The organism is Aurantiacibacter odishensis (genome assembly GCF_003605195.1).
GTDB classification, from domain to species: Bacteria; Pseudomonadota; Alphaproteobacteria; order Sphingomonadales; family Sphingomonadaceae; genus Alteraurantiacibacter; species Alteraurantiacibacter odishensis.
Genome location: NZ_QYOS01000024.1, coordinates 242,389 through 257,069, shown reverse-complemented (window position 1 = coordinate 257,069; position 14,681 = coordinate 242,389). Strand labels below are relative to the sequence as shown.

Genomic DNA, 14,681 nt, shown 5'->3' with positions numbered 1-14,681 from the left:
GCCATTCTCCCGGTCTTGCTATCCCTTGTATTCCAGCATGATGGTGCTGAGCGGCGGCAGGGTGACACAGCCCCAGCCATCGCGCACCTCGATCTTGCCCATGTTGCCCTGACCGCTGCCGCCGTATTCCTGCGCGTCGGAATTGAACACCTCGGCCCATGTCCCGTCATTCGGCAGGTGGAGGCCGTAGCAGCCGTGCGTCATCGGCGTCATGTTGCTCAGCACCGCGACGGGCGGCTGGCCGGGGCACTTGCGCAGCCAGGCGAACACGCTGGCATCGGCATCGTCAGCGACCAGCCATTCGAACCCGTCGCCTTCGCAGTCGCGCGCGTGCAGCGCGGGCTTAGCCTTGTAGAGGTGGTTGAGATCACGAACGAGCTTTCGCACCCCTTCGTGGGCCGGCGCATCCAGCAGGTGCCAGTCGAGCGCGCGCGCCTCGCTCCATTCGCGGCGCTGGGCGAATTCCTGCCCCATGAACAGCAGCTTCTTGCCGGGGTAGCCCCACATCAGGCCATAATAGGCGCGCAGGTTGGCGAATTTCTGCCAGTCATCGCCGCTCATCTTGTTCAGCAGGCTGCCCTTGCCGTGCACGACCTCGTCGTGGCTGAGCGGGAGGACGAAGTTCTCACTGAAGGCATAGACCAGGCCGAAGGTGATCTCGTCGTGGTGATGCTTCCGGTGCACCGGATCGCGGGCCATGTATTGCAGCGTGTCGTGCATGAAGCCCATGTTCCACTTGAACCCGAAGCCCAGGTTCTCGCGCGGGCCATCGTCGTAGGCGGGGTGGGATACGCCGGGCCAGCTTGTCGATTCCTCGGCAATCGTCAGGATGCCGGGATGTTCCCGGTGCACGGCGCGGTTCATCGCGCGCAGGAATTCTACCGCTTCCCAGTTCTCGTTCCCGCCCAATTCGTTGGGAATCCATTCGCCCTCTTCGCGGCTGTAATCGCGGTAGAGCATCGAGGCGACGGCATCCACGCGCAGCCCGTCGACATGATACCGCTCGGCCCAGAACAGCGCGTTGTTGACGAGGAAGCTGCGCACCTCGCGCCTGCCGAAATTGTAGATCGCGGTGTTCCAGTCCGGGTGGAAACCCAGCTTCGGATCGGCGTGTTCATAGAGCGCGGTACCGTCGAACTTCGCCAGCCCGTGCTCGTCGGTGGGGAAGTGCGCTGGAACCCAGTCCAGCAATACGCCAAGCCCAGCCTGATGCGCGCCGTCCACGAAGCGGGCGAAGCCATCGGGCGCGCCAAAACGGGCGCTGGGGGCATAGAGGCCGGTGGTCTGGTAGCCCCAGCTCGGATCATAGGGATGCTCCGACACTGGCAGGAACTCGATATGGGTGAAGCCCATGTCGGCGACGTAGGGGATCAGGCGACTGGCCATCTCGTCCCAGGTCAGGAACCAGTCGTTGTCGTCGCGCTGCCACGAACCTGGGTGGACCTCGTAGATCGAGATCGCCTCGCGCCGGGGATCGACATTGCGCCAGTGCTCGCGGTGCGCCTCGTCGCCCCAGTCGGGCTTGGCGGGGCGCGCCGTGAGGGAGGCGGTTTTCGGGCGCAGTTCGCTGGCGAAGGCGAAGGGATCGGCTTTCAGCGGCTGCTCCACCCCGTCAGGGCCGATGATGCGGTACTTGTAGGCGCGCCAGTCCGCGATGTCGGGAATGAATATCTCCCAGACGCCGATGTCCACGCGATTGCGCATCGGGTGGCGCGAACCGTCCCAGTCGTTAAAATCGCCGACAACGCTCACATTGCGGGCATTGGGCGCCCAGACGGCGAAGTGGACGCCGAGTGCGCCCTCGTGCTCGATCAGGTGCGCGCCCAGCTTGTCGAACAGACGAAAATGCGTGCCTTGCGCAATCAGCAGGTCGTCCACCGGACCAAGCACGGGGCCGAAACTGTAGGGGTCCGTTACCCACCACTCGTGCTCGCCCGCCGTGCAGCGATACTTCACGGGTTTCGGCTTGCCGCGCAGCTTGCCCTCGAACAGGCCGCGATCGTCCACCCGTTTCAGCTTGCCCAGCTTCGCACCCTCGAGCGAGTGGCCCTCTGCCGTCTCGGCCCCGGGCAGCATGGCGCGGGCGAATGTGCCTTCCGGCCCTTCGTGCGGGCCAAGCAAGGCGAAGGGGTCGGCCTGCCGGCCTGCAAACAGGGCTTCTATCGCGTCTTGCGGTGGCTTCACCTGTCCCCCTGTCGTGCGGGCCGTCATGACCTCGCGGATGACACTGTGCCCGACAGGCGGGCAGAGCGAAACAGGAAAACGTATGCGTGCTAAGCGCGGTTCCCTAGAGCACGCCCCAGATATCGCGCGCGTATTCGCCGATCGTGCGATCGGAGGAGAACCAGCCGACGTTGGCGATGTTGTGGATCGCCGACTTGCGCCAGCCTGCCACATCCTGCCAGCGCGCATCCACCTCGCGCTGGGCGGAGGCATAGGCCTCGAAATCGGCGGCCACCATGAACCAGTCGCTGGCGTATAGCCCGCCCATCAGGTCCTTGTAGCGATCCTTGTCATCGGGCGAGAACACGCCGCTTGCAATCGCCTCCACCGCCTGATGCAGCTCGGGCGATCCTTCGATCACTTCGCGCGGGTTGTAGCCGTTGGCGCGCTTCTCGGCGACCTCGTCTGCGGTCATGCCGAAGATCACGATGTTCTCGTCGCCGACCCGGTCCTTGATCTCGATATTCGCCCCGTCGAGCGTGCCGATGGTGAGCGCGCCGTTGAGCGCGAACTTCATGTTGCCGGTGCCAGAGGCTTCCATCCCCGCCGTGCTGATCTGTTCGGAGAGGTCGGCAGCGGGAATGATGCGTTCGGCCAGAGTGACGTTGTAGTTCGGCACGAACACGACTTTCAGAAGGCCCGCGACGCTGGGATCGGAATTCACCCGCCGGGCAATGTCGTTGGCCAGCTTAATTATCAGCTTGGCGTTGTGATAGCTGGGCGCAGCCTTGCCGCCGAAGATCTTCACCCGCGGCACCCAGTCGCGCTCGGGATGGCTGCGGATCTGGTCGTATAGGGCCACGGTCTCGACTAGGTTCAAGAGCTGGCGCTTGTATTCGTGGATGCGCTTGATCTGCACGTCGAACAGGGCATCGGGGCTGACGCGCACGCCCGTCAGATCCTTGATATGGGCCGCCAGCGCGACCTTGTTGCTGCGCTTCACCTCGGCAATCCGCTCTCCCAGCTCGGCATCGCCTGCCAGCGCATTCAGGGCGCTCAGTTCCTCGGTATCGTCTAGGAAGGCATCGCCGATGGCATCGCGGATCACGTTCGTCAGACCCGGATTGCACTGCATCAGCCAGCGGCGCGGCGTCACGCCGTTGGTCTTGTTGTTGATCTTCTTGGGATACAGCTGGTGCAGGTCGTGAAACACGGTCTGCTTCATCAGTTCGGTGTGCAGTGCCGCCACGCCGTTGACGCTGTGCGCGCCGGTGAAGGCGAGGTTGGCCATGCGCACGCGCCTCTCCCCGCCCTCGTCGATCAGGCTGATCGCGGCAATGGCAGCATCGTCCATGCCCTGCTTGCGCGCCTCGCGAAGGACGCGGCTGTTGATGGCGTAGATGATCTGCATGTGGCGCGGCAGCAACCGCTCGAACAAGGGCAGCGGCCAGCTTTCCAAAGCTTCGGGCAGCAGGGTGTGGTTGGTGTAGGCGACGGTGCGCCGGGTGATGTCCAGCGCCTCGTCGAACTCAAGGCCATGGTGATCGACCAGCAGGCGCACAAGCTCTGCCACGGCCACCGCCGGGTGCGTATCGTTGAGCTGGATCGCGGCCTTGTCCGGCAAGGTGCGTATGTTGGCGTGGTGCTGCATGTGGCGGCGCAGGATGTCCTGGATGCTGGCGGCGGAGAAGAAATACTCCTGCCGCAGCCGCAGTTCCTGCCCGGCCTGGTGCGAATCCGCCGGATAGAGCACGCGCACGAGGCTGGCGGCACGCGCCTCTCCCTCCAGCGCGCCGACGTGATCGCCCGCGTTGAAGGCATCGAGCTTGATCGGATCGAGCGCGTGCGCGGTCCACAGTCGCAAGGTGTTCACCCGCTTGCCGCGCCAGCCGACCACCGGGGTATCTACGGCGGATGCTTCCACCATCTCGGCAGGCTCCCACCGCACCGCATCGCCGTCGCTGACCACTTCCCCGCCGAAGCCCACGCGGTAGGCGCTTTCGCGGCGGTCGAACTCCCAGGGGTTGCCGTGGCTGAGCCATGTCTCGGGCAGTTCCACCTGCCAGCCATCGTCGATACGCTGGCGGAACATGCCGTTCACGTAACGGATGCCGTAGCCGTAGGCCGGGATATCGAGGCTGGCGAGGCTTTCCATGAAGCACGCCGCAAGCCGACCGAGGCCGCCGTTACCCAGCGCCGCATCGGGCTCCAGCTCTTCCAGCTGTGACAGTTCGAACCCGTGCGAACGCAGCGCCCGCTCCAGCGCGCCGTTGAGGTCGAGATTGCTCACCGCATCGCGCAGCAGGCGGCCGATCAGGAATTCCAGGCTGAGATAATAGACCCGCTTCCCGCCCTCGGCATAGGTGCGGCGCGTCGATTCCATCCAGCGGTCGATCACCTTGTCGCGCAGCGCGTAAACGGTGGCGGTATACCAGTCGTGCGGCTTGGCGGCGCGCTCGTCCTTGCCGACGCGGTGGTTGAGCGCGTCGACGATCAGCGCGTCGATTTCGGCATTGGAGGGCTGCGGGCTGGTGGTCACGGTACGAAAGCTCCAGTGGTGGTCGCTCCTCGCGACGTCGAAAACGCCTCTCCTTGCTGCTATTAGACAGGTTTTGCTGCACCGCGCAATCGCGCATCCGCTCGCGCATTCCTATTCGTTTCTGCGGCGCAGCAATCCGGTTGCAAATTGGGCCCGGCGGGCCGATGACCGGGGGGCCCCTGCGAGAAGGAACCGGCCGTGACTGATGCCCTCGAACCGCTGCATGCGCTGGCCGATGCCGCCGGCCTGCAACGCCGCTGGCGCGATGTCGAAGGCCGCGACTACGTCGTGCCGGACGCAACCCTGCGCGGCGTGCTGCGGGCGCTGGGGCACAAGGTGGATACGCCCCGGCAAATCGGTGCTACGCTAAAGACTCTGGAGGCTGAGCACGGCGCCCTCCCTACCCTGGTGATCGCGGACGCAGGACAACCGGTGGAACTACACTCCCCCTGTTCCCAGGCCGAATTTGCGGACGGTGACACATGGCAGCCGCTGGAAATCCGGGACGGCAAGCCGGTCGCCCCGCCAGAACCGGGCTATTTCGACTGCCGATTCGACGGCGAGGAGACCCGGCTCGCCGTCGCTCCGCCGCATTGCCCCTTGCCGCCGCACCAAGGGCAAAGGCCATGGGGAGCATCGCTGCAAATCCCTTCGCTGCGACCTGCAGGTGGCGGCGCATTCGGCACTTTGGGCGACCTTGCCAAGGCCGTTGAAACGCTTGCACGCGCGGGCGCGGATGCCGCAGCGATCAATCCGGTCCACGCTCTCTTTCCAGGTAATGGTGAGGGCTTCAGTCCCTATTCGCCGTCCAGCCGCCGCTTCCTGAACGGGGCCATGGCCGACCCGGCCCTGCTCGGGTTGCCCGCCCTGCCTGACTTTCAAAGCGGCGCGCTGATCGACTGGGAGAGCGCCCTGCCCGCACGGCTGGAGCACATGCGAACCCTGTTCGACAGCCTCTCGCCACAGCAGCGCGCCGACGTTATCGGGCAACCCGAAAAAGACGAGGTGCTTCACGCCGTTTTCGATGCGCTCGACTGCCACTACCGCCCCAAGGGCGCGAAGGGCTGGCGCGACTGGCCTCGCCAGTATCGCAATCCCGCCAGCAAGGCCGTGGCCAATTTCGCGGCGAAACATGAAGACGAGGTGGAGTTCCACCTGTTCATCCAGTCGCTTGCCCGCGCCGGGCTGGCCGAGGTGCAGGACCGGGCGAAAGCGGCGGGAATGTCCATCGGGCTCGTTGGCGACCTTGCCGTCGGCGTCGATCCGGGCGGCAGCGATTGCTGGGCGCTGGGTGACGTGATGCTGCGTGGCCTCACCATCGGCGCGCCGCCCGATCCGCTGGGGCCGCACGGGCAGAACTGGAACATCACCGGTTTCTCGCCAGAGGGGCTGCGGCGCACCGGCTTCGCACCGTGGATCGCCATGATCCGCGGGGCCCTCGCGAGCGGAGGCGGCTTGCGGATCGATCACGCCTTCGGCCTCGCGCGGCTCTGGGTGATACCCGAGGGCGGCGGACCAGGAGACGGCGCATACCTCACCTATCCGTTCGAGGACCTGCTGCGATTGCTGACGCTGGAAGCGCACCTGGCAAAAGCCTTCATCATCGCCGAGGATCTCGGCACGGCCCCGCACGGTTTTTCCGATGCCATCGCACGACGCAAGATGCTGGGAATGCGAGTGCTGTGGTTCGAACGAGCCGCGGACGACGGCTTCGTCGGCGCGCACGATTACGACGAGCTGGCGGTCGCCATGACCGGAACGCACGATACGCCTACGCTGGCTGGCTGGTGGAGCGGAAAGGATCTGGACTGGGCCGAGAGCCTGGGCCGTCTGCTCAAAGGGGTGGACCGCCAGAAGGCAGAGCAGGTCCGCGACTGGGATCGCGGACTGTTGTGGTCGACCATTGAGGGTCACACACCGCGTCCCGCGCCGGACCAGCCAACAGCCGCCGTGGACGCCGCCATGGCCCATGTCGCCCGGACGCCGAGCATGCTCGCCATCGTGCCGCTGGAAGACCTGCTGGGCCTTGCCCAACAGCCCAACATCCCCGGCACCACAACGGAGCACCCCAACTGGCGCAGGCGACTGGACGCGAGTCTAGACGAACTGCTCGCCGCCCCGGTAGTCAGGGCACGGCTGAAAATACTGCGAAAGGGATGAGTGGAGCGGGTGAAGGGAATCGAACCCTCGTCGTCAGCTTGGGAAGCTGCTGCTCTACCATTGAGCTACACCCGCAAGGTCGCGGCGCAATTGCCACGGGGGATCGCCCCCGGTCAATACAAATACGCCTGCGTGCAGAAGCAGCCTATCTGCCGGGATAGAGCGGGAAGTCCGCGCACATTCGCTCAACACGCCCCGCGACCTCTTGCTCGACGCGGGCATTGCTCCCCTCGCCTTCGGCAGCGGCCGATACCACGCAGGCGATCATCTCGGCGATGCTAGCGAATTCCGCTTGTCCGAACCCGCGCGTCGTGCCCGCCGGCGTGCCGAGACGCACGCCGCTGGTGACGAAGGGCGGAGCGGGATCGAAGGGGATTCCATTCTTGTTGCAGGTGATGTGCGCGCGGCCCAGCGCGGCCTCGGCCGACTTGCCGGTGACGCCGTTCCGGGTCAGGTCGACAAGGACGAGGTGGTTGTCGGTTCCACCCGACACCACGCCCACGCCTTCGCACAACAGGCCCTCGGCCAGCGCCTTGGCGTTCTCGACCACTCCTCGCGCGTAGAGGCTGAATTCTGGGCGCAGCGCTTCGCCGAAGGCCACGGCCTTGCCGGCGATGGTGTGCATCAGCGGGCCGCCCTGCATGCCGGGGAAGACCGCCATGTTGATCGGCTTGGTCAGTTCCTCGTCGTTCCACAGGATGATGCCGGAACGGGGCCCGCGAAGGCTCTTGTGCGTCGTGCTGGTGACGACGTGTGCATGCGGAAACGGCGAGGGATGCTGGCCGCCCACGACAAGGCCGGAGAAGTGCGAGATGTCCGCCAGCAGGTATGCGCCCACCTCGTCGGCGATCTTGCGGAATTCGGCAAAGTCCCAGGTGCGCGGGTAGGCCGTGCCGCCCGAGATGATCAGCTTGGGCTTGTGTTCGTGCGCAAGGCGGCGAACCTCTTCCATGTCGATGCGGCAGTCGTCTTTTCGTACGCCGTAGGGCACCACGTTGAACCACTTGCCGCTCATGTTGACGGGCGATCCGTGGGTCAGGTGTCCGCCGCTGGCGAGGTCCAGCCCCATGAAGGTATCGCCGGGCTGGAGCAGGGCGAGGAACACCGCCTGGTTCATCTGGCTGCCCGAATTGGGCTGCACGTTGGCGAAGTTGCAGCCGAACAGTCTCTTGGCGCGCTCGATGGCGAGGGTTTCCACCTCGTCGGCAAACTCGCAGCCGCCGTAGTAGCGCTTGCCGGGATACCCTTCCGCATATTTGTTGGTGAAGACCGAGCCACATGCTTCCAGCACGGCGGGGCTGGCGATGTTCTCGCTCGCGATCAGCTCGATGCCGTCGCGCTGGCGGCTCAGCTCGCGGCCAATGATGGCGGCAACATCGGGATCCGCGGCTTCCAGGTCGTCGCTCCAGAAGCGGGTGGCGTGCGGTGCGGTAGCGGTATCGAGCATGATGGGCAGTCCTGCTTGGGGGTGTCTAGGAGAGGTTCGGGCGCAGCCAGCGAGTGGCGGTTTCGAGGTCCATGCCGCGCCTGTCGGCATAATCGGCCAGCTGGTCTTCCCCGATGCGGGCGACGCCGAAATACTGGCTGTCGGGATGGGCGAAGTAAAACCCGCTCACCGCCGCCGTCGGCAGCATGGCCTGGCTTTCGGTCAGTTCCAGTCCGGCATTGCCGCGCGCGTCAAGCAGGTCGAACACAATGGGTTTGAGCGTATGGTCCGGGCAGGCGGGATAGCCGGGCGCGGGGCGGATGCCGGTGTATCGCTCCCGGATCAGTTCTTCGTTCGAAAGCGCCTCGTCTGCGGCATAACCCCACAGATCGGTGCGCACGTGCTGGTGCAGGCGCTCCGCAAAGGCCTCGGCGAAGCGGTCCGCCAGTGCTTTCAGCAGGATATCCGAATAGTCGTCGGTATCGGCCTTGAAGCGTTCGAGGTGCGGCTCGATGCCGTGGATACCCACCGCGAAACCGCCGATCCAGTCGCCAGCGGGGTCGATGAAATCGGACAGGCAGAAATTGTTGCGGTCGCGGCTCTTCTTCACCTGCTGGCGGAGAAGCGGAAGAAAAGTTCCATCTTCGAGCACAACGTCGTCGTCCTGCGCCTTGCACGGCCAGAGCCCGGCGACGCCCTTCGCGGTAAGCCACTTTTCCTCGACGATCGTATCGAGCATGGCCTGCGCATCGGCGAACAGGCTTCGTGCGCTCTCGCCGACGACCTCGTCCTGCAGGATGGCGGGATAGGTGCCGGCCAGTTCCCATGCGCGGAAGAAGGGGGTCCAGTCGATGGCCTCGCGAAGGTCCGCAAGGCTCCAGTCGTCGAAGACGTGCAGGCCGGGCTTGGCCGGTGCCGGAGCTTTCTTCTCGAAGTCGGCCGCAAAACGGTTCTCGCGCGCCTCTGCCAAGGTCAGCAGCTTGGAGCCGCCCTTCCCTGCCCGGCTTTCGCGTACCTTCTCATAGTCGTCGGCTACATCTTCGACGAAGCTCTCCTTGTTCGTCTCCGACACCAGCTTGCTGGCAACGCCGACGGCGCGGCTGGCATCAAGTACGTGGATCACCGGGCCTTCGTAGGCCGGATCGATGCGCAGCGCGGTGTGCACCTTGCTGGTGGTCGCACCGCCGATCAGCAGCGGAATGTCTAGGCCCGCGCGCTGCATCTCCTCGGCTACGGTCACCATCTCCTCCAGGGAGGGAGTGATGAGGCCCGACAGGCCGATCAGGTCAGCACCTTCCTTCTTGGCGGTCTCGATGATCTTCGTCCAAGGCGTCATCACGCCAAGGTCGATCACCTCGTAGCCGTTGCACTGGAGCACGACGCCGACGATGTTCTTGCCGATATCGTGCACGTCGCCCTTAACCGTCGCCATCACAATGGTGCCTGCGCTGCGCGAATTCTCGGTCTTCTCGTCCTCGATATAGGGGATGAGGTGGGCAACCGCCTTCTTCATCACGCGGGCCGACTTCACCACCTGCGGCAGGAACATCTTGCCCGAGCCGAACAGGTCGCCGACCACGTTCATGCCGTCCATCAGCGGGCCTTCGATCACCTCGATGGTGCGCCCCTTGCGTTCGGCGATTTCCAGCCGCGCCTCTTCGGTGTCGTCGACGATATGGCTGTCGATGCCTTTCACCAGCGCGTGTTCAAGTCGCCGGTTCACGGGCCACCCGCGCCATTCCGCGGCCTGCTTTTCGTCTTCCTTCGTCTTGCCGCGATAGCTTTCGGCCAATGCGATCAGCCGCTCGGTCGCATCGGGGCGGCGGCATAGGATCACGTCTTCGCACGCATCGCGCAGTTGCGGGTCGAGCGTGTCGTAAACGTCGAGCTGGCCAGCATTGACGATGGCCATGTCGAGGCCAGCCGGGATGGCGTGGTAGAGGAAAACAGAATGCATCGCCCTGCGCACCGTCTCGTTGCCGCGGAAGCTGAAGGACAAGTTCGAAAGGCCACCGGAGCAGTGCACGTGCGGGCAACGCTCTCGAATTTCCGCCACGGCCTCAATGAAATCCAATGCGTAGCGCTCGTGCTCTTCCATGCCGGTGGCAACGGCAAAGATGTTGGGATCGAAGATGATGTCTTCGGCGGGGAAGCCATTCTTGGTCAGCAAGTCGTAGGCGCGCGAAGAGATCTCGACCTTGCGCGCCTTCGTATCGGCCTGCCCCGTCTCGTCGAATGCCATGACGACCACGGACGCGCCGTAGTCCATGCACTTGCGCGCCTGCTCGAGGAACTGCGCCTCGCCTTCCTTCAGGCTGATGGAATTCACGATGGGCTTGCCCGATACGCATTTCAGCCCAGCCTCGATGATCTCCCACTTCGAGCTGTCGATCATCGTCGGCACGCGGGCGATATCGGGTTCGGCGGCGAGCAGGCGGAGGAACTTGACCATCGCCTCCTCGGAATCGAGCAGACCCTCGTCCATGTTCACGTCGATGATCTGCGCGCCGTTCTCCACCTGCTGGCGGGCGACTTCGACAGCGGCGGCGTAGTCGCCATCGAGGATCAGCTTCTTGAACTTCGCAGAGCCGGTGACGTTGGTGCGTTCACCGACGTTGACGAAGCGCGCGGTGGGGCTCTGCGCGGTCTCGCCTTCAGAGCGGTCGATCGTGTCGGTCATGGTCATGTCAGGCAGGCACCGTGAAGGGTTCGAGGCCGGTGAGCCGCGTGGCGGGCTGCACGGTAGGCAGCTTGCGCGGGGCAGCGCCGCGTACGGCAGCGGCAATGGCGGCGATATGTTCGGGGGTGGATCCGCAGCAGCCGCCAAGGATATTGGCATGCCCCCCGTGCGCCCATTCGCGCAGCATGGCGGCGGTTTCTTCGGGCGGCTCGTCGTATTCGCCCAGTTCGTTTGGAAGTCCCGCGTTGGGATAGGCCAGCAGCAGTGTCTCGCCAATCTTGGAGAGCGCCTGCACGTAGGGGCGCAGTTGCTCCGCCCCGAATGAGCAGTTGAGGCCCACGGCGACGGGCCTCGCATGACGCACGGCGAACCAGAACGCTTCCACCGTGTGACCGGAAAGGTTGCGGCCGGAAAGGTCGGTCAGCGTCATGGAGAGCGCAATCGGCACTTCGCGGCCAAGCTCGCGTTCGAGCTGGCGGACGGCGAAGATCGCCGCCTTGGCGTTGAGCGTGTCGAATATCGTCTCGACCAGGATCAGGTCGACGCCGCCTTCTACCAGCGCAGTGGCCTGCTCGCGGTAGACCTCGGCGAGGAAATCGAAGTCGATCTCGCGGTAGCCGGGGTCCTCGACGTTAGGCGAAAGGGTGAGCGTCTTGTTCGTCGGCCCCAGCGCGCCTGCGACGTAGCGCGCGGTGCCATCGGCATTGGCAGCCGCGTCCGCAGCTTCGCGGGCGATGCGGGCCGAGGCAAAGTTGATCTCGCTGACGAGATGCTCTGCCCCGTAATCCGCCTGGCTGATGCGATTGGCGGAGAAGGTGTTGGTAGAGACGATGTCAGAGCCAGCCGCGAGGTAGGCCGCGGTGATATCGCGGATCACGTCGGGCCGGGTGAGCGCGAGAATATCGTTATTGCCGCCTTGCGAGGCAGCCAGACCGAGATCACCGGCAAAGTCTTCCTCTGCCAGTTTCGCGCGCTGGATCATGGTGCCGAACGCGCCGTCGAACAGCAGGATGCGCTCGCGCGCGGCGGCGTTCAGTGCTTCGCGGATGCTCATGCGGCGGCCTCCAGCCGGGCGGCAGGCAGGCGGCGCCCCATCAGGTGGCACAAGGCCTCAACCTGTTCGGCACGATTGAGCGTATAGAAATGGAAATCGCGCACGCCGCCTTCGTAGAGGCTGCGGCACAGGTCTGCGATGACGGCGGTGGAGACGAACTTGCTCGTCTCGGGATGCTCGTCCAGCCCGGCGAAAACGGGGTGCATCCAGTCGGGCACCTGCGCGCCGCACGCCTGGGCGAACTTGCGCACTTGCCCAAACTTGGAAATTGGCAGGATACCCGGCGCGATCGGTGCCTCGATCCCGACAGCGGCGGCCCGGTCGCGGAAGCGCAGAAAGGTGTCGGGCGAGAAGAAGAACTGCGTCAGCGCCCGGCTGGCGCCTGCGTCCAGCTTGCGCTTCAGGTTGTCGAGATCGGCCTCGGCGCTTTGCGCGTCGGGATGCACTTCTGGATAAGCGGCAACCGAAATGTCGAAGTCAGCGAGCGCACGCAGGCCCGCGACCAGTTCTGCCGCGCTCTGGTAGCCTTTCGGGTGGGGCGAGAACGGTTCGCCTGGCTCGCCAGCGTCTCCGCGCAGAGCGACGATGTGGCGCACGCCCGCGTCGTGGAATTGCATGGCGACAGCATCCACCTCGTCGCGGCTCGCATCGACGCAGGTGAGATGTGCCGCCACGGGAACTTCGCCCTCGGCAACCAGGCGCTTCACCGCTGCAAGGCTGCGTTCGCGCGTGGAGCCGCCCGCACCGTAGGTCATCGATACGAAGCTGGGCGCGAAAGGCGCAAGACGCGCGAAGGTGCGCGAAAGCTGCGCTTCGCCAGACTGGTTCTTGGGCGGGAAGAACTCGAACGAGACGGAAATGTCCCCCGCAAGCCCGGCAAAGGCGGATTCGCAGCTCTGATTGCGGGTCGCAGGGTCGGGGGTATTCATAAAAAGCATGCCTATACGAGATCGGGAGGCAGTCTCTCCCGCTTCGGCAAATTCGGATATCAAGATATCCTTATATGCGCAATCCATATCCCATTTGCACATATAAAGATTTCCTAATATGCACTCGCCCGTGAGGATCGAACCCCTTCTCGGCGCCCTGTCGGACCCGACGCGGCTGCGCATCATGCGCCTGCTGGAGCATATGGAACTGGCCGTGGGTGAGCTGGCGCAGGCGCTGGGACAGAGCCAGCCGCGCGTCTCGCGCCACGTGGCGATCCTGTGCGACAGCGGGCTTGCCGAGCGGCGACGGGAGGGAAGCTGGGTCTACCTGCGCAAGGCCATTGCGCGCGGATCGGATTCAGCGCTGGCCGCGGCCACTGCACGCCTGCTCGATGCGGCAGAAGCAGAGGATACGGAATTCGCCGCTCGCTGCGCAGAGGACCGGCGCCACCTCTCCGCCATCCGCGCAAGGCGGGAAAGCAGCGCCGCCGAATTCTTCGCCAGCCACGCCGAAAACTGGGACCAGCTTCGCGCAATGCTCTGCCCGCCGGAGGAACTGGAAGCGAAGATCCTCTCAGCCTTAGGCGAAGAACCGCTTGGCCGAATGCTCGACATCGGCACCGGCACCGGGCGAATCGCGCAGTTGCTGGCCAACCGCGCCGATCATGTGGTGGGGCTGGACCGCAGCCCGGAAATGCTGCGCCTTGCCCGTGCACGGTTGCAGGATCTTCCGGCCCAGCGATGGGAGCTGGCACAAGGCGACTTCAACGCCCTGCCCTTCGGTGACGATACGTTCGATACCGTCGTGCTGCACCAAGTGCTGCATTACGCACACGAGCCGCTATATGCCTTGCGGGAGGCCGCGCGCGTCGCGCGGCGCGATGCGCGCACCGTCATCGTCGATCTTGCTGCCCACGAGCGGGACGAGCTGCGCGAACGCCACGCGCACGCGCGGCTAGGTTTCAGCGACGAGCAGATGGACGGATTCCTTACTGCATGCGGGCTTCGCGCATCGCAGCCGCTTGCCCTCGCCGGGGAAGGCCTGACGACGAAGATCTGGATCGCGACGCAGGTGCCAGCTCACGCGCCAGCCTAGGAGCGCTGCTGCGCCGCCAGCACCTCCAGCACGCGCGACAGCGCCTGCCCCGCCGGATCGTCCTCGTTCATCAGGGCATAGCTACCCGACAACCACAACGAGCAGTGGCCGTGAACCGTCGCGATCAGGGATCGCACCAGCCGCCGCGTTGCCGCATCGTCGGCGCCGGTTCCCATCCATTGTCCCACCTCGCGGTCCACGATCGCGGTCAGCCCCTCGCGCGCGGCGACGTCTTCCTTGGCAATTTCCGTCTCGCGATCGATGCGGTGATCGTAGATCGACATCCAGGCATTGGCGTGTTCCGCGGCAAAGCTAAAGTAGGCGCGCACGAGCGCTTCGATCCGCGCCGTACCTTCATGCGGGACGCCGTCCAGCGCGCGCTCCAGCCAGACGCTCCACAGCCTGAACGTGTGGCTGTTCACCGCCAGCAGGTAGCCATCGAGCGAGCCAAACACATTGTAGATCGTGCCGACCGAATAGCCCGCCCGGCGCGCCGCTTCCCTCGCCGAGAACCGGGAGAAGCCCCGTTCCAAGATAAGCGCATGGCCCTCCCTCACCAGTAAGGCGCGCAGTTCCTCCGGCGTGTGATCGGATCGTCTTCCCATAGGCTGAGAGATAGGACGCAAATTGAACG

Annotated in this window: 9 protein-coding genes and 1 tRNA gene; 2 read left to right on the top strand and 8 right to left on the bottom strand. The window is 65.0% G+C overall.

Annotation, left to right across the window (positions count from 1 at the left end):
• Positions 1 to 18: 18 nt before the first annotated feature.
• Both glgB and D4Q51_RS10445 read right to left on the bottom strand, forming a co-directional pair.
• Positions 19 to 2,184 carry a 1,4-alpha-glucan branching protein GlgB gene (gene glgB / locus D4Q51_RS10450; protein WP_120077968.1) on the bottom strand — a complete coding sequence of 722 codons (2,166 nt, stop codon included), beginning with the start codon at positions 2,182 to 2,184 and terminating at the stop codon, positions 19 to 21.
• A gap of 103 nt (positions 2,185 to 2,287) precedes the next feature.
• The gene (locus D4Q51_RS10445) at positions 2,288 to 4,702 is read right to left on the bottom strand and encodes a glycogen/starch/alpha-glucan phosphorylase (RefSeq protein WP_120077692.1); all 2,415 of its coding nucleotides are present in this window, start codon (positions 4,700 to 4,702) and stop codon (positions 2,288 to 2,290) included.
• A 198-nt stretch (positions 4,703 to 4,900) separates the two neighbouring features.
• Here D4Q51_RS10445 and malQ point away from each other — a divergent pair, with 198 nt between their 5' ends.
• Complete coding sequence (malQ, locus tag D4Q51_RS10440) at positions 4,901 to 6,862, top strand: 4-alpha-glucanotransferase (RefSeq protein ID WP_120077691.1); 1,962 nt, start codon at positions 4,901 to 4,903, stop codon at positions 6,860 to 6,862.
• Between the two features lies 1 nt (position 6,863).
• On the opposite strand, the gene D4Q51_RS10435 is transcribed toward malQ, so the two are convergent.
• The 5 genes from D4Q51_RS10435 to metF all read right to left on the bottom strand — a co-directional run bounded on the left by D4Q51_RS10435 (position 6,864) and on the right by metF (position 12,951).
• A tRNA-Gly gene (locus tag D4Q51_RS10435) sits at positions 6,864 to 6,937 on the bottom strand.
• A 70-nt stretch (positions 6,938 to 7,007) separates the two neighbouring features.
• Positions 7,008 to 8,309 carry a serine hydroxymethyltransferase gene (gene glyA / locus D4Q51_RS10430; protein WP_120077690.1) on the bottom strand — a complete coding sequence of 434 codons (1,302 nt, stop codon included), beginning with the start codon at positions 8,307 to 8,309 and terminating at the stop codon, positions 7,008 to 7,010.
• Between the two features lie 25 nt (positions 8,310 to 8,334).
• Complete coding sequence (metH, locus tag D4Q51_RS10425) at positions 8,335 to 10,974, bottom strand: methionine synthase (RefSeq protein ID WP_240624678.1); 2,640 nt, start codon at positions 10,972 to 10,974, stop codon at positions 8,335 to 8,337.
• A gap of 1 nt (position 10,975) precedes the next feature.
• Positions 10,976 to 12,022, bottom strand: a complete 1,047-nt coding sequence (locus D4Q51_RS10420; protein WP_120077689.1) for a homocysteine S-methyltransferase family protein — start codon at positions 12,020 to 12,022, stop codon at positions 10,976 to 10,978.
• The gene (gene metF / locus D4Q51_RS10415) at positions 12,019 to 12,951 is read right to left on the bottom strand and encodes a methylenetetrahydrofolate reductase [NAD(P)H] (RefSeq protein WP_120077966.1); all 933 of its coding nucleotides are present in this window, start codon (positions 12,949 to 12,951) and stop codon (positions 12,019 to 12,021) included. The genes D4Q51_RS10420 and metF overlap by 4 nt, the downstream gene beginning before the upstream one ends.
• Before the next feature lie 130 nt (positions 12,952 to 13,081).
• On the opposite strand from metF, the gene D4Q51_RS10410 reads away from it, so the two are divergent.
• A complete protein-coding gene (locus D4Q51_RS10410) occupies positions 13,082 to 14,047 on the top strand; it encodes an ArsR/SmtB family transcription factor (protein ID WP_120077965.1) in 966 nt (321 codons plus the stop codon).
• Here D4Q51_RS10410 and D4Q51_RS10405 read toward each other — a convergent pair.
• Complete coding sequence (locus D4Q51_RS10405; protein ID WP_120077688.1) at positions 14,044 to 14,652, bottom strand: TetR/AcrR family transcriptional regulator; 609 nt, start codon at positions 14,650 to 14,652, stop codon at positions 14,044 to 14,046. The genes D4Q51_RS10410 and D4Q51_RS10405 overlap by 4 nt on opposite strands.
• Positions 14,653 to 14,681: the final 29 nt, after the last annotated feature.

Bases quoted from the DNA above. Each gene is read 5' to 3' on its own strand.
- glyA (WP_120077690.1), bottom strand. From the start codon at position 8,309: ATGCTCGATACCGCTACCGCACCGCACGCCACCCGCTTCTGGAGCGAC.
- metH (WP_240624678.1), bottom strand. From the start codon at position 10,974: ATGACCATGACCGACACGATCGACCGCTCTGAAGGCGAGACCGCGCAG.
- D4Q51_RS10420 (WP_120077689.1), bottom strand. From the start codon at position 12,022: ATGAGCATCCGCGAAGCACTGAACGCCGCCGCGCGCGAGCGCATCCTG.
- metF (WP_120077966.1), bottom strand. From the start codon at position 12,951: ATGAATACCCCCGACCCTGCGACCCGCAATCAGAGCTGCGAATCCGCC.
- D4Q51_RS10405 (WP_120077688.1), bottom strand. From the start codon at position 14,652: ATGGGAAGACGATCCGATCACACGCCGGAGGAACTGCGCGCCTTACTG.